23 protein-coding genes are annotated in these 19,168 nt (G+C 68.3%); 17 read left to right on the top strand and 6 right to left on the bottom strand.

What is annotated here, in order from left to right:
- Positions 1 to 97: 97 nt before the first annotated feature.
- Entirely contained in the window at positions 98 to 1,843 is a 1,746-nt protein-coding gene (locus ABJK40_RS20320; RefSeq protein WP_348482572.1) for a hypothetical protein, read from the top strand.
- Positions 1,844 to 1,869: 26 nt separating this feature from the next.
- On the opposite strand, the gene ABJK40_RS20315 is transcribed toward ABJK40_RS20320, so the two are convergent.
- Positions 1,870 to 2,676 (bottom strand): alpha/beta fold hydrolase, encoded by an 807-nt coding sequence (locus ABJK40_RS20315; protein ID WP_348482571.1) that lies wholly within the window; start codon positions 2,674 to 2,676, stop codon positions 1,870 to 1,872.
- A 22-nt stretch (positions 2,677 to 2,698) separates the two neighbouring features.
- On the opposite strand from ABJK40_RS20315, the gene ABJK40_RS20310 reads away from it, so the two are divergent.
- Positions 2,699 to 4,645, top strand: a complete 1,947-nt coding sequence (locus tag ABJK40_RS20310) for an AAA family ATPase (RefSeq protein ID WP_348482570.1) — start codon at positions 2,699 to 2,701, stop codon at positions 4,643 to 4,645.
- A gap of 39 nt (positions 4,646 to 4,684) precedes the next feature.
- On the opposite strand, the gene ABJK40_RS20305 is transcribed toward ABJK40_RS20310, so the two are convergent.
- The gene (locus tag ABJK40_RS20305; protein ID WP_348482569.1) at positions 4,685 to 5,317 is read right to left on the bottom strand and encodes a methyltransferase; all 633 of its coding nucleotides are present in this window, start codon (positions 5,315 to 5,317) and stop codon (positions 4,685 to 4,687) included.
- A gap of 19 nt (positions 5,318 to 5,336) precedes the next feature.
- Between ABJK40_RS20305 and def the strand changes: the two genes are divergently transcribed.
- From def to ABJK40_RS20270, 7 genes are read left to right on the top strand one after another with little or no spacing between them, the layout of a single operon-like run.
- On the top strand, positions 5,337 to 5,885 hold the full coding sequence (def, locus tag ABJK40_RS20300; protein WP_348482568.1) for a peptide deformylase: 549 nt from the start codon (positions 5,337 to 5,339) through the stop codon (positions 5,883 to 5,885).
- Complete coding sequence (locus ABJK40_RS20295; RefSeq protein ID WP_348482567.1) at positions 5,886 to 6,707, top strand: methionyl-tRNA formyltransferase; 822 nt, start codon at positions 5,886 to 5,888, stop codon at positions 6,705 to 6,707. It begins immediately after the preceding gene.
- Complete coding sequence (locus ABJK40_RS20290; RefSeq protein ID WP_348482566.1) at positions 6,700 to 7,974, top strand: transcription antitermination factor NusB; 1,275 nt, start codon at positions 6,700 to 6,702, stop codon at positions 7,972 to 7,974. Before ABJK40_RS20295 ends, ABJK40_RS20290 begins: the two co-directional genes overlap by 8 nt.
- Positions 7,971 to 8,450: a MogA/MoaB family molybdenum cofactor biosynthesis protein gene (locus ABJK40_RS20285; RefSeq protein WP_348482565.1), complete on the top strand. Its 480-nt coding sequence runs from the start codon at positions 7,971 to 7,973 to the stop codon at positions 8,448 to 8,450. Before ABJK40_RS20290 ends, ABJK40_RS20285 begins: the two co-directional genes overlap by 4 nt.
- 48 nt (positions 8,451 to 8,498) lie before the next feature.
- The gene (gene hisG, locus ABJK40_RS20280; RefSeq protein ID WP_348482564.1) at positions 8,499 to 9,371 is read left to right on the top strand and encodes an ATP phosphoribosyltransferase; all 873 of its coding nucleotides are present in this window, start codon (positions 8,499 to 8,501) and stop codon (positions 9,369 to 9,371) included.
- Between the two features lie 22 nt (positions 9,372 to 9,393).
- On the top strand, positions 9,394 to 9,618 hold the full coding sequence (locus tag ABJK40_RS20275; protein ID WP_348482563.1) for a hypothetical protein: 225 nt from the start codon (positions 9,394 to 9,396) through the stop codon (positions 9,616 to 9,618).
- Positions 9,619 to 9,628: 10 nt separating this feature from the next.
- Positions 9,629 to 9,940, top strand: a complete 312-nt coding sequence (locus ABJK40_RS20270) for an MGMT family protein (RefSeq protein ID WP_348482562.1) — start codon at positions 9,629 to 9,631, stop codon at positions 9,938 to 9,940.
- 16 nt (positions 9,941 to 9,956) lie between these two features.
- Here the strand turns inward: ABJK40_RS20270 and ABJK40_RS20265 are convergent, their stop codons facing one another.
- Positions 9,957 to 10,544: a hypothetical protein gene (locus ABJK40_RS20265; RefSeq protein ID WP_348482561.1), complete on the bottom strand. Its 588-nt coding sequence runs from the start codon at positions 10,542 to 10,544 to the stop codon at positions 9,957 to 9,959.
- Positions 10,541 to 10,954, bottom strand: a complete 414-nt coding sequence (locus tag ABJK40_RS20260) for a hypothetical protein (RefSeq protein WP_348482560.1) — start codon at positions 10,952 to 10,954, stop codon at positions 10,541 to 10,543. Before ABJK40_RS20260 ends, ABJK40_RS20265 begins: the two co-directional genes overlap by 4 nt.
- A 283-nt stretch (positions 10,955 to 11,237) precedes the next feature.
- Here ABJK40_RS20260 and infC point away from each other — a divergent pair, with 283 nt between their 5' ends.
- The 3 genes from infC to rplT are packed head-to-tail and all read left to right on the top strand — an operon-like array spanning position 11,238 to position 12,476.
- Complete coding sequence (gene infC, locus ABJK40_RS20255) at positions 11,238 to 11,888, top strand: translation initiation factor IF-3 (RefSeq protein ID WP_348482669.1); 651 nt, start codon at positions 11,238 to 11,240, stop codon at positions 11,886 to 11,888.
- Position 11,889: 1 nt separating this feature from the next.
- On the top strand, positions 11,890 to 12,087 hold the full coding sequence (gene rpmI, locus ABJK40_RS20250; RefSeq protein WP_348482559.1) for a 50S ribosomal protein L35: 198 nt from the start codon (positions 11,890 to 11,892) through the stop codon (positions 12,085 to 12,087).
- 35 nt (positions 12,088 to 12,122) lie between these two features.
- Positions 12,123 to 12,476 carry a 50S ribosomal protein L20 gene (gene rplT / locus ABJK40_RS20245; RefSeq protein ID WP_348482558.1) on the top strand — a complete coding sequence of 118 codons (354 nt, stop codon included), beginning with the start codon at positions 12,123 to 12,125 and terminating at the stop codon, positions 12,474 to 12,476.
- A gap of 187 nt (positions 12,477 to 12,663) precedes the next feature.
- On the opposite strand, the gene ABJK40_RS20240 is transcribed toward rplT, so the two are convergent.
- Positions 12,664 to 13,119: an Hsp20/alpha crystallin family protein gene (locus ABJK40_RS20240; protein ID WP_348482557.1), complete on the bottom strand. Its 456-nt coding sequence runs from the start codon at positions 13,117 to 13,119 to the stop codon at positions 12,664 to 12,666.
- A gap of 127 nt (positions 13,120 to 13,246) precedes the next feature.
- Between ABJK40_RS20240 and ABJK40_RS20235 the strand changes: the two genes are divergently transcribed.
- From ABJK40_RS20235 to ABJK40_RS20225, 3 genes are read left to right on the top strand one after another with little or no spacing between them, the layout of a single operon-like run.
- The gene (locus ABJK40_RS20235; RefSeq protein WP_348482556.1) at positions 13,247 to 14,038 is read left to right on the top strand and encodes an RNA methyltransferase; all 792 of its coding nucleotides are present in this window, start codon (positions 13,247 to 13,249) and stop codon (positions 14,036 to 14,038) included.
- A 9-nt stretch (positions 14,039 to 14,047) separates the two neighbouring features.
- Positions 14,048 to 14,530, top strand: coding sequence for a YbaK/EbsC family protein (locus tag ABJK40_RS20230; RefSeq protein ID WP_348482555.1), 483 nt, complete (start codon positions 14,048 to 14,050; stop codon positions 14,528 to 14,530).
- The gene (locus ABJK40_RS20225) at positions 14,527 to 14,865 is read left to right on the top strand and encodes a glyoxalase superfamily protein (protein ID WP_348482554.1); all 339 of its coding nucleotides are present in this window, start codon (positions 14,527 to 14,529) and stop codon (positions 14,863 to 14,865) included. Before ABJK40_RS20230 ends, ABJK40_RS20225 begins: the two co-directional genes overlap by 4 nt.
- A 52-nt stretch (positions 14,866 to 14,917) precedes the next feature.
- On the opposite strand, the gene ABJK40_RS20220 is transcribed toward ABJK40_RS20225, so the two are convergent.
- Complete coding sequence (locus tag ABJK40_RS20220) at positions 14,918 to 15,592, bottom strand: hypothetical protein (RefSeq protein ID WP_348482553.1); 675 nt, start codon at positions 15,590 to 15,592, stop codon at positions 14,918 to 14,920.
- 197 nt (positions 15,593 to 15,789) lie between these two features.
- Here ABJK40_RS20220 and pheS point away from each other — a divergent pair, with 197 nt between their 5' ends.
- Complete coding sequence (gene pheS, locus ABJK40_RS20215; protein WP_348482552.1) at positions 15,790 to 16,806, top strand: phenylalanine--tRNA ligase subunit alpha; 1,017 nt, start codon at positions 15,790 to 15,792, stop codon at positions 16,804 to 16,806.
- Positions 16,803 to 19,166 carry a phenylalanine--tRNA ligase subunit beta gene (gene pheT / locus ABJK40_RS20210; protein ID WP_348482551.1) on the top strand — a complete coding sequence of 788 codons (2,364 nt, stop codon included), beginning with the start codon at positions 16,803 to 16,805 and terminating at the stop codon, positions 19,164 to 19,166. Before pheS ends, pheT begins: the two co-directional genes overlap by 4 nt.
- Positions 19,167 to 19,168: the final 2 nt, after the last annotated feature.

Raw genomic sequence — 19,168 nt, 5'->3', positions numbered from 1 at the left:
CACGCACCTCCTGGTCCCGCCCCACCTGGTCACGGCCCGCCTGGCCACGCACCACCGGGTCGTCGTCCGGTCTCGCACACCGTTCGTTCGACGCCGGATGAGCACACACCACGTCGATCGGCCCCGCTTCGCCCGGGTGTTGCCGGACGTGACCGGCCTCGACAAGCCGTTCGACTACTCGATCCCCGACGACCTGCTCGGTGACGTGCAGGTCGGAACGATCGTGCGTGTGGAACTCCACGGTCGGCGGATCGGTGGCTGGGTCACGGCGGTGCTCGACGAGCCCGGAGTCGACGTCGCCGACGTGAAGCCGATCGCCAAGGTGACCGGCCACGGCCCGTCACCCGAGCTCATCGAACTCGCTGAATGGGCCCACGTACGATGGGCGGCACGACGGATCCGTCCGTTCCTCGTGGCGGCCTCGCCCAAGCGGGCGGTCCGAGTGTTGCCGGCGCCACATCGGCGCGCACAGTCACCTGCCCCGTCGTCACCGGCGACCTCGCAACTGCTGTCGACGGGCGGCGGCGTGCTGCGGCTTCCCCCGCGCAGCGACGTCCTGCCGTCGATCCTGTCGGCGATCGACGTGGGTCCGACGCTCGTGGTCGTCCCCACGCACTCCGACGCGCAGCTGCTCGCATCCAGGCTGCGACGATCCGGAGCGACGGTCGCACTGGTTCCCGACGACTGGGCCATGGCCGCCGGCGGGGTCGACGTCGTCGTCGGTACACGCACCGCGGCGTGGATGCCGTGCGCTGGATTGGCTGCGGCGATCGTCGTGGACGAACACGACGAGGCGCTCCAGGAGGAGCGGTCGCCCACGTGGCACGCCCGTGACGTGGTGGCCGAGCGATGTCTGCGGGCGGGCGTGCCGGCGGTGTTCATCTCACCGATTCCCACCCTCGTCGCCGTGGAGGAACTCGCGGGGCCTGACGGCCCGGTGCATCCGTCGCCAGAGCGCGAGCGCCACGGGTGGCCGACCGTGCAGATCGTGGACCGCACCGACGACGACCCGTGGAAGAAGGGCCTCGTCACCGCCGAACTGATCGAGCGCATCCGCGACCCTCTGCAGCGTGTGTTGTGCATCTCGAACATCACCGGACGCGCCCGGGTCCTGGCGTGTCGGACCTGCAGGGCGCTGGTGCGGTGCGAGACGTGCGACGCAGCCGTCGGGCTCCGCGACGACGGTCGACTCGCGTGTCGACGGTGCGCGACGGTTCGACCACCGGTCTGCCAGGAGTGCGGCGCGGGCGCGTTCGCCAACCTGCGGCCAGGGGTGACGCGCATCGGAGAGGAACTGGAGGCAGCGGCCAATCGACGGGTCGTCGTCGTGACCGCGAAGGACGACGCGTCACCCGTGCGCTCGGACCTGTACGTCGGCACGGAGGCCGCGTTGTACCGGGTGCCGCCGGTCGACGTGGTCGCGTTCCTCGAGTTCGACTCCGAGATGCTGGCACCGCGGTTCAGGGCCTCGGAGCAGGCGTTGGCGTTGATCGTCCGCGCCGGCCGCCTGGCGCCGACCGTGCTGGTCCAGACCTTCGAGCCGGATCACGAGGTCCTGCGTGCCGCCTCCACCGGCGATCCCCAGGTCGTGGTCGATGCGGAGCGTGAACGACGGTCGATGCTCGGGCTGCCCCCCTATGGTGCGCTGGCCTCGATCACCGGAGCGTTCAGTGACGAAGTGGTGTCGCAGCTGGACCGGGAGTTCGTGCAGGTCGGAGGCGACGGAGACGATCGTCACCTGATCCGTGCTCGGGACTGGACCACTCTGGGCACCGCGGTCAACGCGACCACGCGTCCACCGGGTTCACGAGTCCGCGTCGCGGTCGACCCGCCGCGCATCTGACGCACGTCGGTCCGATTCGTTCGGAATCAGACGGACCGACTCGGTCGGATCATGGTGATGAACGATCCGATGAGATCGGTCCAGCCGGAGATGTCGGAGGATGACGACGCGAGGTGGTACTCGGCGTGCGGGATCAGTCGGGCCAGTTCGTCGGCCGTCGCCACCGGGTGGACGGGGTCGCCGGTCCAGGCGAGGATCAGGGTCGGGCAGGCGATCTCGGCGATGCGCTCCCGGTCGGGGAGTTGAGCGCGTGTCGCTCCGCGCATCGCTCGGGCCAGTCGTTGCGGGTCCCAGCTGCGCATCGCATCGGCTCGGCGCATCCGGTAGGCGGGGTCTCCGACGAAGGGACCCGGAGGCGGAACGAGAGCGCCCGCGGCGATCAACGGCTCGACACCGGAGGCCTCGACGATCTGCGCACCCTGTTCGTACACATCGGTCTGGCCCGACCGGGCCTCCCAGCCCGTGGGCGGGATGACGAGCACCAGCCCGAGGATCCGATCCGGTGCGGCCACTGCGGCATGGAGCGCCGTGGCGCTCCCCATCGACGCTCCGCCGGCGACGTAGGTGTCGATTCGAAGGGCGTCGGCGAGTGCGAGCTGGTCGAGAGCGAGGGACTCCCATCCGTAGTCGTCGAGGTCGGGCGTGGACTCGGAGTCACCGTGTCCCCGCGCGTCGTAGCGCACGACGGTGGCCGGAACGTCCGCCCACTCGACGAGTCCCATCAGGTCCTCCAGCGAGCGGCTCTGCGTCAGGCCGTGACCCCAGACGAGGTCGATGCCCGATCCGGACCGGTCGTGTCCGATCTCGCAACCTCTGACCCGAGTGGTGTCCATGCTCGATAGTGTCGCACGCCCTGTGAACCCCGAGCTGTTTCCCGAACTCGCCGCCGAGCGAGCACACCTGGCCTTCGCGCGCACGTCGCGGGACGGAATGATCGAACGTCTCGAGGCGGTCGATCCGGCCGGAGCAGCCGACACGATCACCCAGGAGTACGTCGAGGTCACGGTCGCCGAGGCCCTCGACACGCTGCGCAGCCCGGGCGCCGGTGACTTCTTCGGCCGGATCGACGGCGACGAGGATTCGGGCTTCGACGGCTCGTGGTACGTCGGGCGGCGCCACATCGAGAACGACTCGCACGACCCGGTCGTGGTCGACTGGCGTGCCCCGATCGCGGCGCCCTTCTATCGTGCGACCGCCGTCGACCCGTTGGGCGTCGCCTTCCGCCGCCGGTTCACGCTCGATGACGGCGAGCTGATCGCGTATCTCGACGAGCAGCTCGACGATCCGGACGCAGCCGGTTCGGCGGCCGGGATCCCGGACCCGGTGCTCGCCGAGATCGGCGCCGAACGCAGCGGTGAGATGCGCGAGATCGTCGCCACGATCCAGGGCGAGCAGGACGTGGTGATCCGCTCCGACATCGATCAGGTGCTGATCGTCCAGGGCGGGCCGGGCACGGGCAAGACGGCGGTGGCGCTGCACCGGGCGGCGTACCTGCTGTTCGAGCACCGAGCCCGTCTGGCACGTGACGGTGTGCTCGTGGTCGGGCCGAACAAGGCGTTCCTCGACTACATCGCCAACGTCCTTCCTTCGCTCGGCGAGCGCACCGTTCGTCAGGCGACCGCACACGAGCTGTGCATCCCCCGAGTCGACGTGACCGGCACGGACGATGCCGACGTCGCCCGGTGGAAGGGGTCGTCCGACCGACTCGACGACCTCCACAGGGCTGCCGTGGAGGCGATCGTCGCGCCGGACGAGGACATCGTGGTACCGATCGGTGTGCGCAACCACGTGGTGACCGCCGGCGAGTTCGCCGAGTGGATCGCCACCGCGGTCGGTGGGAACGCGCCGATCAACGAACGTCGGGCCCGGCTCACGGCGATCGCCAAGCGGGAGATGCTCCGCAGGTCGGGCAAGGACGACGTGTGGCGGAACTGCGGTCCGCTGAAGTCCGCGATCACCAAGGCCTGGCCGACCCAGAAGCCGATCAAGCTGGTCGATGCCATGCTGCCCGGTCCGAAGGGTAGGAAGCGGGTGTGGACCGAGGCCGACCAGATGCTCGTCGACGAGGCGAACTCGCTGCTCAACGGCTCGCCGTTCACGTACGGCCACGTGGTGGTCGACGAAGCCCAGGACCACTCCGACGTCGCACTGCGGGTCATCGGTCGGCGGAGCCCGGCCGGGTCGATGACGCTCGTCGGCGACGTGGCGCAGTCGACCACGCCGGCAGGTCAGGAACGGTGGGCCGACGTGTTCGCACATCTCAGCCCGGGGGGCTCCACCGGAGTCGTCGCCGACCTCACGATCGGATACCGCGTCCCCGAGCCCGTGCTGAGGGTCGCCAACCGACTGCTCCCGCTCACGGGAGTCGATGCGACCGAGAGTCGCAGCGTCCGGCTCGGTGGCGACGCACCGTCGTGGGACATCGGGTCGTCGTCCTCCGTCGCGCAGCGCACCGCCGATGCCACACGGGAGACCAAGCGGACGCACAAGCTGACCGGAGTCGTCGCGCCGGTCCGACTGCACGCGTCGATCGCCGCATCGCTCGCCGAGGTCGATCTCGTCGCCGTCGACCACGTCCACGAACTCGGTCCGGCGGAGGTCCCCCTCTTCGAACCCCACGCGGTGAAGGGTCTCGAGTTCGACGGCGTGGTCGTGGTGAACCCGCACGACATCCTCGGTGAAGGCACCGACGTCGGCCACACGGCACGCGGCGCACGTCTGCTCTACGTGGCCATGACTCGTGCGGTCCAGCGACTCTCGTTCGTGAGTGACGCGCCTCCCCCCGACGTCATCTCGGGTTGAGGCACCGCTCCGATCGAGGTCGCCGTGCCGTCATGGTCGTCAGGCCGGAGCGACAGCGAGGAGGCGGAAGCCCGACTTGCTCGCCACTCGTTCGGTCGGATGCCCCTGGTCGGTCAGCCACCGCTGCAACGAGTCGGCGCCGAGGTGCTTCTGCACGACCAGGCAGGCGGTGCCGTCGTCGGCCAGCCGGGCGATCCATGCGATCAGCAGTGCCCGCATCGCCGCCTTGCCGATCCGGATCGGCGGATTCGACCAGATGGTCGAGAACTCGACGTCGACCGGCACGTCGTCGGGGTGGGCGACGCGGATGTTCGTCAACTTGTTGCGGCGGGCGTTGCGCTCGCACAGGGCGCGTGCCCGCGAGTTGACGTCGACCGCCCAGACGGTCGCGTCCGGTGATCGCCGAGCCATGGTCAATGCCATCGCTCCGGTGCCGCTGCCCAGGTCGACCACGTGACCGGTCGACGCCAGCGCGACGTCGGCGCGCAGCAGGAGCGAGGTGCCGGCGTCGAGGTGGCCGCGGCTGAACACCCCGGTGTCGGTCTCCATGGTGAACGCCGTGTCGGGGAGCGTCACGTCGACCACGACCGGGTCCGATGCGATCGTCGGATCCTCGAAGTAGTGCGTGTCGCCGGTCTCGTCCGGCCTCGCTCCCCGTGGCATCTCCGTCATGGCTCGTAGCCTGGCACCAATGTCGTACAAGATCAGGACATACGGCGATCCGGTGCTGAAGAGCAAGGCGGCAGCGGTCGAGAACGTCGACGGCAAGGTCATCCGCCTCGTCGAGGACATGTTCGACACGTTGGTCGATTCCGGGAACGGCATCGCCCTGGCGGCACCGCAGATCGGCGTGCAGAAGCAGGTCGTCGTGTGGGACCTCGACGACGAGCCGCTGGCGATCATCAACCCCGAGATCGTCGAGGGCGACGGTGAGTGGGTGTTCGACGAGGGCTGCCTGTCCATTCCCGGGCTGTACGTCGAGATGCTGCGGCCCAAGCAGGTGTTGGTGCGCGGTGTGAGCCTGAACGGCGAGATCATCGAGATCGAGGCCGACGAGCTCGAAGCGCGCATGTTCCAACACGAGATCGACCACCTCAACGGCGTGCTGATGTTCGACCGCCTCGAAGGCGACCAGCGCAGGGAAGCGTTGAGGGAATACCGCAGGATCGAAGAGCAGGCCGCCACGGATGCGGCCGCTGCGCAACGCGGCGGCATCCTGCGTCGTCTGCGCGCCGAGTAGATGCGCCTCGTCTACTTCGGCACGCCGGAGATGGCGGTGCCGCCGCTCCGTGCGCTCGTCGCCGCCGGACACGACATCGTCCTGGTCATCACCCGCGTGGACAAGAAGCGTGGGCGGGGCGGCGCCCTGTCGCCCAGCCCCGTGAAGGCGGCAGCGGTCGACATGGGGTTGGCGGTCTCGCACGACCCCGACGATGCGTTGTCCGCCGACGCCGAGCTCGGCGTCGTGGTCGCATTCGGGCGGATCATCCAGCCTCATCTCATCGACGCCCTGCCGATGATCAATCTGCACTACTCGCTCCTGCCGCGCTGGCGTGGCGCTGCTCCCGTCGAGCGGGCGATCCTCGCCGGGGACGCCGAGACCGGAGTGGGCGTGATGCGACTCGAAGAGGGACTCGACACGGGCGGGATCTACGCAGAGGAACGCGTCCCCATCGGCGACGACGTCACCGCCGACGAACTCCGCATCCGGTTGAACGACATCGGTTGTCGACTCCTGGTCGACACGATCGCGCGTCCCCTCGCCGAGTGGATCGAGGACGCGCGGCCCCAGGAGGGTGAGCCCCACTACGCGCACAAACTCGACAGGGCGGAGTTCGAGATCGACTGGGAACAGCCGCCCGTCGACGTGCACCGGCGGATCCGGGTCGGCGGAGCCTGGACGACGTTCCGAGGCAAGCGCCTCAAGATCGTCGAGGCCGATCTCGTCGACGGTGTCGTCGTGCCGGTCACGGTGCAGCCGGAAGGCAAGGATCCGATGGACTTCATTGCATGGCGCAACGGTGCCCGACCGACCGACGGCGAGTTGTTCGACCATGTCTGATCAGCGCGACCTCCCCCCACCCGGCGCCGGCGAGATGTTGCCACCGCCCACAGGAGTGTCGCTCAACCGGAAGCAGCGTCGAGCCATGTTGCAGACCGGTCGGAAGACCGATGCCGGGATCACCGAGGCCAAGCCGACGTCACGCACCGCCGCACGCAAGAAGGCGCGTGGTGTGGCGCTCGACGTGCTCCGGCGGATCGAGAACGACGGCGCGTATGCGAACCTCGTGCTCGGACCGGCGCTCGACGCATCGACCCTCTCGGTCCAGGACCGCAAGTTCGCCACCGAACTCGTCTACGGCTCGACCCGGATGCGGCGGGCGTGCGATGCGATCGTGGACCGCTTCGCGCACTCGTCCCCCGACGAACAGACCCGCTCGATCCTGCGACTCGGCGCGTACCAGATGGCGTTCGCCGGGGTCCCCGTCCACGCTGCGGTCAGCGAGACCGTCGACCTCGCACCGATTAAGACCAGAGGTTTCGTCAACGCCGTCCTGCGCCGGATCGCCGACTTCGACGTGGCCGACATGGTCTGGCCGTCCGATGCGGCACGGTTGAGCTATCCGGAGTGGATCCTCGACGCGCTGACCGCCGACCTCGGCGACGACGCCGTCGGTGCACTGGAGAAGATGAACGAGGCCCCCGGCGTGACCGCTCGTGACGACGGATACGTGCAGGACTTCTCGTCGCTCTGGGTCGCCTACGCCGTGCAGGCCACGGCGGGGGAGCGGGTCCTGGACATGTGCTCGGCCCCCGGTGGGAAGGCAACGGCCATGGCCGGTTCCGGGGCGACCGTGGTGGCGTCCGATCGCCAGGCGCACCGGGCCGTCCTGGTCCAGGACAACGCGAATCGGCTGGAGCTCGATCTGCCCGTCGTCACGGCGGACGGCATCCGTCCGCCGTTCCGCCCCGGCACCTTCGACGCCGTGCTGCTCGACGCGCCGTGTTCGGGCCTCGGGGCTCTGCGACGACGAGCCGACGCCCGCTGGCGGATCGAACCGACGGACGTTCGCGACCTGGCGCGCCTGCAGGCGCAGTTGCTCACGTCGGCAGCGGCGATGGTCGCGCCGGGCGGACGACTCGTGTACTCCGTGTGCACGTTGCTCGACGCCGAATCGGTCGACCACACCACGCCCGACGGGTTCGAGGTCGACGACACCGAGCCCCCGTCGGGCCGTTGGCGGCGCCATCGTCAGGGCTGGCGGGTGCTTCCGCAGGACGCCGACACCGACGGAATGGTGATGATTCGGTACCGTCGACGCCCATGAGCGACGTCCGACAGTCGGCCAAGGTCCTCACCTGTTCCGACGGCGTGGTCCACGGGACACGTGAGGACCGCAGCGGAGAAGCCCTCGCCCAGTTCCTCGGCGACAACGGCTTCGAGGTGGTCGAACGGCGGGTGACCGCCGACGGGACCGAGAACGTCGCCGACGCGCTCCGGGAGATGTGCGCCGGGTTCGCCGGGCTGGTCGTGTCGACCGGAGGGACCGGGTTCGCTCCTCGGGATCAGACTCCCGAAGGAACGAGAGCGGTGATCGAGCGTGAAGCGCCCGGGATCGCCGAGGCGATGCGCTCGTGCAACCCGCTCGGACGCCTGTCCCGTGGTGTGGCCGGAGTTCTCGGCGACGCGATCATCGTCAACACGCCCGGGAGCACGAAGGGCTGTGTCGAGCAGTTGGACGCCGTGATCGACGTCCTGCCGCACGCCCTCCGTCTCCTCTGGGACTCCGACAGCTCCCACTGACGGGAACCTCGACCAGGGTCGCAACGCCACGCCGGTAGCCTCGGCGACGTGCTGAGACTGGTCCTTCCGAAGGGTTCGCTGGAGCGGGCCACCCTCGAACTGTTCGAAGCAGCGGACCTCCCGGTCCAACGCAACTCCTCGGTCGACTACCAGGCCACCATCGACGACCCCCGCATCGACTCCGTGCGCATCCTGCGACCCCAGGAGATCCCGACCTACGTGGCGGAGGGACTGTTCGACATCGGCATCACCGGGCGTGACTGGGTCGAGGAGACCGGCAGCGTCGTGGAGAGCCTCGGCGAGTTGAAGTACTCCAAGAACACGGCGCGACCGATTCGCATGGTGGTGGCCGTCGCAGGTGATTCGACCGCAGCGTCGGTCAAGGACCTCCCCGACGGCGTGCGCGTCCAGACCGAGTACCTCGAATCCACCCGCCGGTTCTTCGAGGCCAACGGCGTCGAGGCCGACATCCGGTTGTCCTACGGCGCCACCGAGGCGAAGATCCCGGACATCGCCGACTGCGTGGTCGAGATCACCGAGACCGGCCGTGCCCTCCGCGCCGCCGGTCTGAAGGTGATCGACACGATCCTCACCAGCTACACCGAAGTGGTGGCCAACCCGATCGCCCACGCCGACCCGGACAAGCGCAAGGCCATGGAGCAGGTGATGACGCTGCTCAACGGGGTCCTCGATGCCCGAGGCAAGGTGCTGCTGAAGCTGAACGTCGACGACGAGCACAAGGACGCCGTGCTCGCCGTGCTTCCGTCGATGAAGTCGCCGACCGTCTCGCCGCTGTCCGACGGTGGGTACGCGGTGGAATCGGTGATCGAGAAGTCGACCATCAACCTCGTCATCCCGGACCTGCGCGACGCCGGCGCCACGGACCTGCTCGAGATGCCGATCTCCAAGATCGTCCCGTGAGCCCGACCCGCCGGATGCACCCGTGACGGAACTGGCGCGTGGGCGAGGGCGCGGCGCGACCGGCCGGGTCGTGTCGTTCGATGCGGCCGTCGGCCTCGGCGAGGTCGAGTCGTCGACAGGGGAGCGGTACCTCTTCCACTGCATCGAGATCGCCGACGGCACGAGGGACGTCGCCGTCGGCGTCGAGGTCGAGTTCGATCTGCTGCACAAGTTCGGCCGAGCCGAAGCGTCGAACATCCGATCCTGACTGCGACGACGTGGCCGACGAGCGAGTCCTCAGGGAACGGCGGATCATCGACGTGCTGATGTCGCTCGGCGAAGGCGAGGTGACCACCTACGGCGACGTGGCCGACGTCGCCGGGTACCCGAGGCAGTCGAGACTGGTCGGACGGATCCTGCGTGAGACCACGCTCGACGTGCCGTGGTGGCGAGTGGTGAACGCCGAGGGCCGCATCCGGACGTCGAACCCGGCGCTGCAGGCCGAGTTGCTCGTCGCCGAGGAGGTGTTGGTGGCCGGTGGTCGGGTGCTCGACGCGCCGATCGGCCGATTCCGGCGCGACGACCGCTGACCGAGCGGGTGAGCCGTCACCGCAACGGGTTCCACCGCAGTGCCGGTTCGGGCTCCCGTCCGGCCAGGAACTCGTCGAATGCCGACCGGATCGTCGCACGGGGGGTGGTCTCCGGCCATTTCGGCGACAGCCGCCACAGCGGATGCGTCGACGCTGCTGTGCGGAACAGGTGCTCGTGGTCCCACTCGACCTCGGCGAGTTCGAGCAGCTCGTCGACCAACTCGTCGTGGCCCGCCAGATGAGCGAGCCGGGCCGCGACCTCGTACTCGACGATGTTTCCCCGCTCGAGTCTGCCGGCGCCGTACATCGGCGCGTACCAGCCTCCCACCCGACAGAACGCAGCGATGGTGAGCCCGATCCGTCGCATCCTGCGCTCGCGTCGTTCGTCGGCCCCGGCGTCGAGGAGACGCAGCATCCGTCGCACGATGCGGCGGTGTCGGATCTCGTCGACCAGCACGCCCGCGAGCATCGCGCGATCCGCTCCACGCTTCGCCCGCCACAGCGATCGGCGGTGACCCAGGTAGGCGTACGCGGCGGCCCGCTCCCCGGAGTACGCCATCTGCAGCAGCGTGACCAGTTCGGTGCGCGCCGCCGACGGGGTCACCCTGCCGTGGCCCGGCCCTTGATCTGGACGAACGCCAGGCGGATGTTCTGGAGGGCGTCGAGCATCGTGGGCGCCTCGGGGCCGAGGCGGCTGCCGAGTCCGTCGACCAGACAGGCCAGGGCGTCGATCGCCAGCGCCGCCTGGGCCAGGTCGGGTTGCTCGGCGGAGAGGTGGATCGCCGCCAGTTCGTAGAGGCCCATCACGTGGTTCGTCACCACGACCTCGGCCGGCACGCTCGCGAGGCGAGCCCGGGTCTCCTCCATCGCCTGCTGGGCCTCGGCGATCTGTTCCTGCTCCTCGGGGCTCATCTGGTCGAACTGGGCCTGGAGCTCGTCGAGGCCCGGGATCTCGCCGGAGAAGGCGTCGGTGTCGTGGTCGATGTGGTCGGTCTCGGTGTTCTCGTCGGTCACGGGGGTCACGCTACCGAGACTCGCCTCCGGAGGTTTCGAGGAGTCGGCGCGGTACCATCGTCGGGCGCAACTGATTCGAAGTGGGAGCAATCCCCACCTGTCCACCGCCGGTCACCTCGAGAGAGAGAAGTCAGGCACGTGTCCAGGTACTGAGGCTGGGACAGCCACCTGAACGTCGAGACCGTCTGGTCGTCGGCGGTCGAGTGACGGTCGCTCCGCGGACTTCGCGTCGAGCACCAACATTCGAACATGGGGAGGCCCATTTGCACAGGAGTGAAGTCTCATAGCACCGCGACGACCAGAACCGCGTGCCGAACAGCACCGCATCAACGACCGCATCCGCAGCCGCGAAGTCCGACTCATCGGACCCAGCGGTGACCAACTCGGAATCAAGGCGGTCCCCGAAGCGCTGCGCATGGCACGTGGCCTCGACCTCGACCTCGTCGAAGTGGCACCTCAGGCCAAGCCGCCCGTGTGTCGCATCATGGACTACGGGAAGTTCAAGTACGAGGAAGACCAGAAGGCGAAAGAAGCGCGGAAGAACTCGACCAACGTGTCGGTCAAGGAGGTCAAGTACCGACCCAAGATCGGCAAGGGCGACTTCGACACGAAGACCCGCAACGTCATCCGCTTCATCGACGAAGGCCACAAGGTCAAGGTCACACTGCAGTTCCGAGGCCGCGAGATGGCCCACCCGGACCTCGGTGCGAAGATCCTCGACAACGTGATCGAAGCGGTCGGGCCTGCGGCCAAACTCGACAGCAGGTCGCGACTCGAAGGTCGTTCCATGTCGATGGTGTTGTCACCCGACAAACAGGCCCAAGAAGCCATGAAGAAGGCAGCTGCGGACGCAGCGAAGCAAGCCGCTGCCGACGCAGAAGCCGCCCCGGCCGACGACGCCGAGGCTGCTGACACAGGATCAGAAGGAGCATGACATGCCGAAGATGAAGACATCCAAGACCGCCGCGAAGCGGTTCAAGAAGACCGGGACGGGCCAACTCCGTCACGAGCAGCAGAACAACCAGCACAAGTTCCAGTCGAAGTCGTCGGCGCGCAAGCACCGCCTCGACCGTGACGCCGATGTGCACCCCGGCGACGTGCGACGCGTCAAGCGGATGCTGGCCGAGCGCTGAGCACACGAGAACAGAAGCAGTAGAGGAGTAGAGACATGGCACGAGTGAAACGTGGCGTCACCAAGACGAATCGCCACAAGAAGGTCCTCAAGCAGGCGAAGGGGTACTACGGCAACAAGAGCCGTTCGTTCCGTGCCGCCAACGAGCAGGTCATGCGGTCGGGCAACTACGCCTTCCGCGACCGTCGCGCACGCAAGGGCGAGATGCGTCGCCTGTGGATTCAGCGGATCAACGCTGCGTGTCGTCTCAACGACATGAGCTACAGCCGCTTCATCGCCGGGCTCAACGCCGCAGGCGTCGAAGTCGATCGCAAGATCCTCGCCGACATCGCCGTGACCGATGCAGCGGCGTTCGCGTCGCTGGTCGAGAAGGCCAGGGCATCGCTCTGATCGGACGCTGAGTCGCCCGTCATCCGGGAACTCGACAGGAGGCCGCACCGCGAGGTGCGGCCTCCCGGCGTTTTCGGCCGGACGGCCCGACGGGACGCCGGGCCGACGCGCGGAACGGTCCGTGCGGGGGAAGCACGGACCGTTCGCTGGTTCGGTGGGTTGTCGCCGCGGGTCCCGGCGTGGACGATCAGGCCTCGGTCGCCGAGGCGTCGATCGCGGCGGGGCTCGCCGGCGTCGATCGAGTCGAGATCGAGATCTTGCGGGGCTGGGCCCGTTCGGCGATCGGGATGCGCAGCGTCAGGACCCCGTCGGAGTAGTCGGCTTCGACCGCGTCGGCGTCGAGTCCGTCGCCGAGTGTGACCTGGCGGCGGAAGACGCCTCGGCGGCGCTCGCTGAGGTAAACGTGGTCTCCGTCGTGGCGCTGCCAGTTGCGCTCGCCGGTGATCGTCAGCACGTTGCGCTCGACGGCGACATCGAGGCTGTCGGCGGCGATGCCGGGGAGGTCGACGTGGACCCAGACGTCGCCGTCGCGTCGATACGCGTCCATCGCGGCGGTGTGCCCCTCGCCCGTCGATCGGGCTCGGCCGGCGACCTGGTCGAACCAGGAGTCGAGTTCACGGAAGGGGGTGTTCATGACGAGCATGGGATGTCTCCTCTCGAAATCGTGGTGATGGTCGATTCGTATCCTCTCGGATACATGGAACATGATACATGCCGACTCAACAAAGTCAACATCAGAGTGAACACCGGTGGGCGGCTACGATGGAGTGGTGAGCGATCGAGAGGCGAGTGGATCGGAGTTCAAGAATCCGAGGGTCCAGGCGTTGCGACGTCTGTTGGCGGACCGGACGGAGCGTCGACACACGGGTCTGTTCGTGGTCGAGGGGCCGACGTCGACGGTGGAGGCGGTTCGTTCCGGAGCCCGATGCCTCACGCAGTTCGTCCCGATCGGCTCCGACGCCGCGGTCGACGGAGCGGGCGACGTCGTGGAGTTGGCCGAGGGCGTGCTCGAACGGTTGGGGTCCACCGTGCGGCCTCAGCCTCCGCTGACGGTGGTGGAGTCCGTTCGACACGACGTGACGAACGTGTTGGCGCACGCCTCCTTCGTCGTGATGCTCGACCGGGTGGGCGACCCCGGCAACCTCGGCACGATCATGCGGTCGGCCGAGGCAGCGGGTGCAGATGCGGTCGTCCTGACGCCCGGGTCGGTCGACCCCTACAACCCCAAGGTGGTGCGGTCGTCTGCCGGAGCGATCTTCCACGTGCCGGTGATCGAGGCGACCTTCGACGACGTCGTCGCTGGCGGACTCAGGCTCGTGGGCACCAGCAGTCACGCGTTTCCCGACCGCACCGTCGACCGCTACACCGACGCCGATCTCACCGGTCGGATCGCTCTCGTGATGGGCAACGAGGCCGCCGGGCTCCCCGACGAATGGAACGACGAGGTCGGCCCGATCGGCCGGTGGGTCACCATCCCGCACGCCGGCCGGACCGAATCGTTGAACGTCGCCATGGCAGCGACGGTGCTCGCGTTCGAAGCGGCACGGCAGCGTTCGGTCTAGATTCACGGCGTGGCCGACGCACTCATCGAGCAACTCGATGCGACCGGATCGGAGTACGAGATCGTCGCATGCGATCCGGCGCTGGCCGACACGGCCCAGTTCTGTGAGGCCTACGGGTTCTCACCGGACGACTCGGCGAACACGATCCTGGTCATCGGCAAGTCCGACCCGGTCGTGTACGCCGCATGCATCGTGCTCGCCACCACCAGACTCGACGTGAACAAGGTCGTCCGCAACCGACTGGGTGTGAAGAAGGCATCGTTCGCCTCGGGTGACGACACCGTGGCGATCACCGGGATGGAGATCGGCGGCGTCACGCCGTTCGGGTTGCCTTCCGACCTGCCGATCTGGGTCGACGCTCGCGTGATGCAACGTCCACAGATCATCCTCGGTGGCGGGAGCCGGGACCGCAAGGTCCACGCCGCCCCCACGGTGCTCCTGGCGATCGGTGCCGAGATCGTCGACGACCTGGCCAGGGAACCGACCGGGTGAGCACGCTCGTCGTCCCGATCCTGCGTGTGGCAGACGCACGGCGCTCGGTCGAGTGGTACCGACAGCTCGGTTTCGAGCAGGCGTTCGAGCACCGTTTCGCTGCCGGGATGCCCGCGTACGTGGGCATCCAGCGAGGCGACGCGCTGATCCATCTGTCCGAACACGCCGGTGACGCACCCGGGCCGGGTCTGCTCTACGTGTGGGTCGAGGCGATCGATCAGCTCGCCGAGCACTTCGGTGTCGAACCCGACGAGATGCCATGGGCGCGCGACATCGAGGTCACCGATCCCGACGGCAACCGGATCCGTCTGGCCGAAGCCGTCCCGCCTTCCTGATGCTCGCCGGTTCGTCGAGCGAACGGCTCAGCTGAGGTCGGTCGACCGCCATTCACCGGAGGTCGGTCGACCACCATGCGATCGCGGACATGGTTCCGGCCGGAATCTCGGTGAACCCACCGTCGTGGATGCGCACCGGCGCGGTGTCGACGAGCGACGACCAGAGTCGCCTCGTGGGATGGACGATCGTGATCGGCCGACCGTGCGCATTCCAGCGTTCGACGATCGAAGCGTCGGATCGCATCCACGCCCACTGGCCCGCGTGGGCGCACTGGGCTGCCTGCTTGCCCCACGACATGTCGAACTCCGGGGTCACGGCGACCAGCAGGCCGGTCCCCTCCGGCGCGACATCGACGCGTTCGACGTCGTCGAGTGGCGTGGACTGGATCTGGAGCTTGGCCAGTGCGTCGGGTGCCTCGTCGAGTGGACCGGGGACGAAGGCACGCACTTCTGCGCCGTCGCGCTCGACGGTGACACCGTCGGGTTCCTGCGCTCGCTGCCACGCAGAGGCTCGACCGCGTCGCACGATCTTGCGGATGCGGTCGCCGTTCCACGCTGCCACGGCGCCGTGCCACGGCCCGTCGGCCTGGCTCCGCTCGTCCTCGAGCAGCGAGATCGTGGCGAGGATCGAGGCCGCACAGATCGCTGCAGTGGTCGGCGGATCGACCTTCTCGACACGTACCGCCAGTTGGAGCGCGAGTGGCGACTCCGGTTCGCGGTCGCTCATCGGTACGTCCATCCGACGGCGATCACGTCGAAACGGTCCATCGCTCCAACGTATCCGTGACGCTACGATCGACGGGGTGACGATGCGGTTGCAGCGATTTCCGTTCCCCGGCTGACACCGGGGTCCCCGTTCGCTCCTGCCCACAACCGGTCCCTCGACCACGACCGTTCCTTTCGAAAGGACACCGCTGATCTCCCATGATCTCCGACATCACCTCTGCTCGTGACGCAGCGCTCGCGCACATCGCCGAGGCCACGTCACCCGACGACGTCGCTGCCATGACCACGCGCTACGCCGGAAAGAAGGGCGAGCTGGCCGGACTGAAGAAGCAACTCGGTCGACTCGATTCGATCGACGACAAGAAGGCCGCCGGGGCGGCGATCAACGAAGCGATCGCCGCCGTCGATGCAGCACTCGCGGAGCGTCGCAGCGCGGTCGACGCCGAGGCCCTGTCCGCACGGGTCGAGTCGGAGCGTCTCGACCTGACCGAGTACGTCGTCAAGCCCACCCGTGGCCGCGCTCATCTCGTCACGCAGGCCTGGGAGCGTCTCGAGGACGTGTTCGTCGGGATGGGGTTCCGTGTGGCGGAGGGGCCGGAGATCGAGACGGACTGGCACAACTTCGAAGCGCTGAACATGCCGGTCGGGCACCCCGCTCGCGGTGAGTGGGACACGCTGTTCGTCGACCACGTGCCGCCCGGTGGCGAGGCGGGCACGACGGTCCTGCGAACGCACACGTCGCCCGTCCAGATCCGCACGATGCTCACGCAGGCTCCGCCCATCCACATCATCGCTCCGGGTCGCGTGTTCCGGCGGGACACTCCCGACGCCACGCACATGCCCGTGTTCCATCAGATCGAGGGCCTGGTCGTGGACCGTGACATCTCGATGGCCGACCTCGCCGGCACGATCGACGCCTTCACGAAGGCGTTCTTCGGTCAGGCATGGAATTCGCGCCTGCGTCCGAGCTACTTCCCCTTCACCGAACCCTCCGCCGAGTTCGACATCCAACGTCCCGACGGATCGTGGATCGAGTTGGGTGGGTGCGGCATGGTGCACCCCGACGTGCTGATCGCCGGCGGCATCGACCCCGAGGAGTGGAGCGGGTTCGCGTTCGGTTTCGGCATCGATCGCATGGCGATCATGCGTCACGGTGTGGCCGACATCCGCGAGATGTTCACCGACGACCTTCGATTCACGGAGCAGTTCTCATGAAGATCCTGATGTCCTGGCTGAACGACTACGGCGACTTCGGTGATCCGACCGACGAGGCCGACGTCGCTCTCCTCTGCGGAACGTTGACGTCGCTGGGTCTCGAGGTCGATGCGATCGAGCACGTCGGCGCAACGGTCGACGGCGTCGTGACGGCGCGCATCGTGCGCCTCGAGTCGCACCCCGATGCAGCGAAGGTCCAGCGGGTGTTCGTCGACGCCGGCGACGGTGCAGAGCGTCACGTGTGGTGCGGGGCCGACAACATCTCCGAGGGCAACGTCGTCCCGCTGGCGACTCTCGGTACGACCATGCCGAACGGGATGACCATCGAGCGGCGCGGCATCCTCGGCATCGACAGCGAGGGCATGCTCTGCTCGGCCCAGGAGCTGGGCATGGGCGACGACCACTCCGGGATCCGACTGCTTCCCGCCGACACGCCGCTGGGTCTGCCCTACGGCGACGCACTCGGCATCGCCCCCGACGTGCTGATCGATGCCGACGTGACCCGCAACCGTCCGGACTGCTGGGGATACGTGGGCATCGCTCGCGACGTGGCCGCGAAGCTCGGCGTCGAGTTCCGCCCGCCGGCGCCGACGTTCGCGGCAACGGGTGATTCGCGGTCGGCTCCGGTGGAGATCGTCGCCGGTGACCGGTGCGCTCGCTTCACCTCCACCGTCCTGTCGGGAGTCGTCGTCGGCGAATCCGCTCCGTGGATGCAACGTCGTCTCACGGCGGCGGGGATGCGCCCGATCAACAACGTCGTCGACGTGAGCAACTACGTGATGCTCGAACTGAACCAGCCGAACCACGCCTACGACCTCGACGCGCTCGGCGGCGGTGGGTTCCGCGTCCGGATGGCCGCCGACGGCGAACACCTCGTCACGCTCGACGGGGAGGACCGGACCTTCTCGGAGCAGGACCTGCTGATCTGTGACGCGAACGACACTCCGATCGGTCTGGGTGGTGTGATGGGCGGGCTCGACTCCGAGATCTCGACCAGGACCACGACGGTCGCGCTGGAGATGGCGTGGTTCGCCCTCGTCGGGATCGGCCAGACCGTCGCCCGCACCGGTCTGCGCTCGGAGGCGTCGCAACGCTTCGAGCGTGGCGTCGACCCCTACGGGATGCCGACGGCGATCTCCCGGTTCGCCGAACTGCTCGCCGAGACCTGCCCCGACCTCGTCGTCCACGAGGGCATGGTCGACGCTCGCTCCGCCGAACTGATGCCAGCGGAACGGTCCGTGCAGGTGCGCCTCTGGAACGTGAACCGGATCATCGGATCCGATCTGACCGCCGACGACCTCCCGGCTCTGCTCGACCCGATCGGATACACGGTCTCGGGCGCGGGCGACACGCGAACGGTCGTGTTGCCGACCTGGCGCCTCGACTCGACCGCCGAGATCGACGTGATCGAGGAGATCGCGCGTCATCACGGCTACGACAAGCTCGGCTCCTCGGTCCCGAAGCCTGCCGGTCACGGCGGACTCAGCGTCCACCAACAGCGCCGTCGCCAGGTCCGCCAGGTCCTGCTGGGGCTCGGTGTCACCGAGGCGATGCCGAACCCGTTCCTCGCGCCCGACACCCTCGAACGGGCGGGTCTGGCGACCGACGTGATCAGGATCACCAACCCCCTCGTGAGCGACGAGAGCGTGTTGCGCACGTCGCTGCGCCCCGGGCTCCTCCGCTCGATCGCGTTCAACGAGTCGCACCGACGTCTTCGCGCCTCGCTGTTCGAGATCGGCCACGTCTACCCGCCGGCGGAGGGCGACCTCCCCGGCGAGTTCGAGCAGTTGACGGTGGTGCTGGCGGGAGCCGAGGCACCGGCGGCGATGGCGGTGTGGCGTGAGCTGACCGCCTCGCTCGGAGGCGGCGCACGAATCGACCAGACCACCGTGCCCGCCGGTCTGCACGCCACCCGCAGCGCCACGCTGCAGGCCGGAAAGGACCCACTGGGTGCCGTCGGTGAGGTCGCACCCGATGTCCTCGCAGCATTCGGCGTGAGCGAACGGGTGGCCATCCTGGAGGTGGATCTCGACCAGTTCCTCGCTCGTGGGCCCAAGCCGTCGCAGTGGAAGTCGACCAGCAGGTATCCGTCGAGCGACCTCGACCTCTCCTTCGTGGCCGCCGACGGCGTGCCGGCTGAGAAAGTCGAGAAGGCGGTCCGTCAGGGCGCCGGGAAGTTCCTCGTCGACCTCGACCTCTTCGACAACTACCGTGACCCGCAGCGACCGGGCACGCGGGCGCTCGGGTACCGGATCCGGCTCCAGGCACCCGACCGCAACCTCACCGACGCCGATGTGGCAGAGGTGCGTCGTGCGATCGATACCGCCGCCGGCAAGCTCGGCGTCGAACTGCGGAGCTGACG

The sequence above is a fragment of the Ilumatobacter sp. genome (assembly GCF_039969435.1).
GTDB lineage: Bacteria > Actinomycetota > Acidimicrobiia > Acidimicrobiales > Ilumatobacteraceae > Ilumatobacter_A.
The sequence above is the reverse complement of the archived record's forward strand: the minus strand, read 5'-3'. Positions and strand labels throughout refer to the sequence as shown.

Excerpts from the sequence above, each read along its gene's own strand:
- ABJK40_RS20290 (WP_348482566.1), top strand. The coding sequence starts at position 6,700 with ATGTCTGATCAGCGCGACCTCCCCCCACCCGGCGCCGGCGAGATGTTG.
- ABJK40_RS20220 (WP_348482553.1), bottom strand. The coding sequence starts at position 15,592 with ATGAGCGACCGCGAACCGGAGTCGCCACTCGCGCTCCAACTGGCGGTA.
- ABJK40_RS20295 (WP_348482567.1), top strand. The coding sequence starts at position 5,886 with ATGCGCCTCGTCTACTTCGGCACGCCGGAGATGGCGGTGCCGCCGCTC.
- ABJK40_RS20315 (WP_348482571.1), bottom strand. The coding sequence starts at position 2,676 with ATGGACACCACTCGGGTCAGAGGTTGCGAGATCGGACACGACCGGTCC.
- ABJK40_RS20320 (WP_348482572.1), top strand. The coding sequence starts at position 98 with ATGAGCACACACCACGTCGATCGGCCCCGCTTCGCCCGGGTGTTGCCG.
- ABJK40_RS20305 (WP_348482569.1), bottom strand. The coding sequence starts at position 5,317 with ATGACGGAGATGCCACGGGGAGCGAGGCCGGACGAGACCGGCGACACG.
- rpmI (WP_348482559.1), top strand. The coding sequence starts at position 11,890 with ATGCCGAAGATGAAGACATCCAAGACCGCCGCGAAGCGGTTCAAGAAG.
- def (WP_348482568.1), top strand. The coding sequence starts at position 5,337 with ATGTCGTACAAGATCAGGACATACGGCGATCCGGTGCTGAAGAGCAAG.
- ABJK40_RS20285 (WP_348482565.1), top strand. The coding sequence starts at position 7,971 with ATGAGCGACGTCCGACAGTCGGCCAAGGTCCTCACCTGTTCCGACGGC.
- rplT (WP_348482558.1), top strand. The coding sequence starts at position 12,123 with ATGGCACGAGTGAAACGTGGCGTCACCAAGACGAATCGCCACAAGAAG.
- pheS (WP_348482552.1), top strand. The coding sequence starts at position 15,790 with ATGATCTCCGACATCACCTCTGCTCGTGACGCAGCGCTCGCGCACATC.
- pheT (WP_348482551.1), top strand. The coding sequence starts at position 16,803 with ATGAAGATCCTGATGTCCTGGCTGAACGACTACGGCGACTTCGGTGAT.
- ABJK40_RS20240 (WP_348482557.1), bottom strand. The coding sequence starts at position 13,119 with ATGCTCGTCATGAACACCCCCTTCCGTGAACTCGACTCCTGGTTCGAC.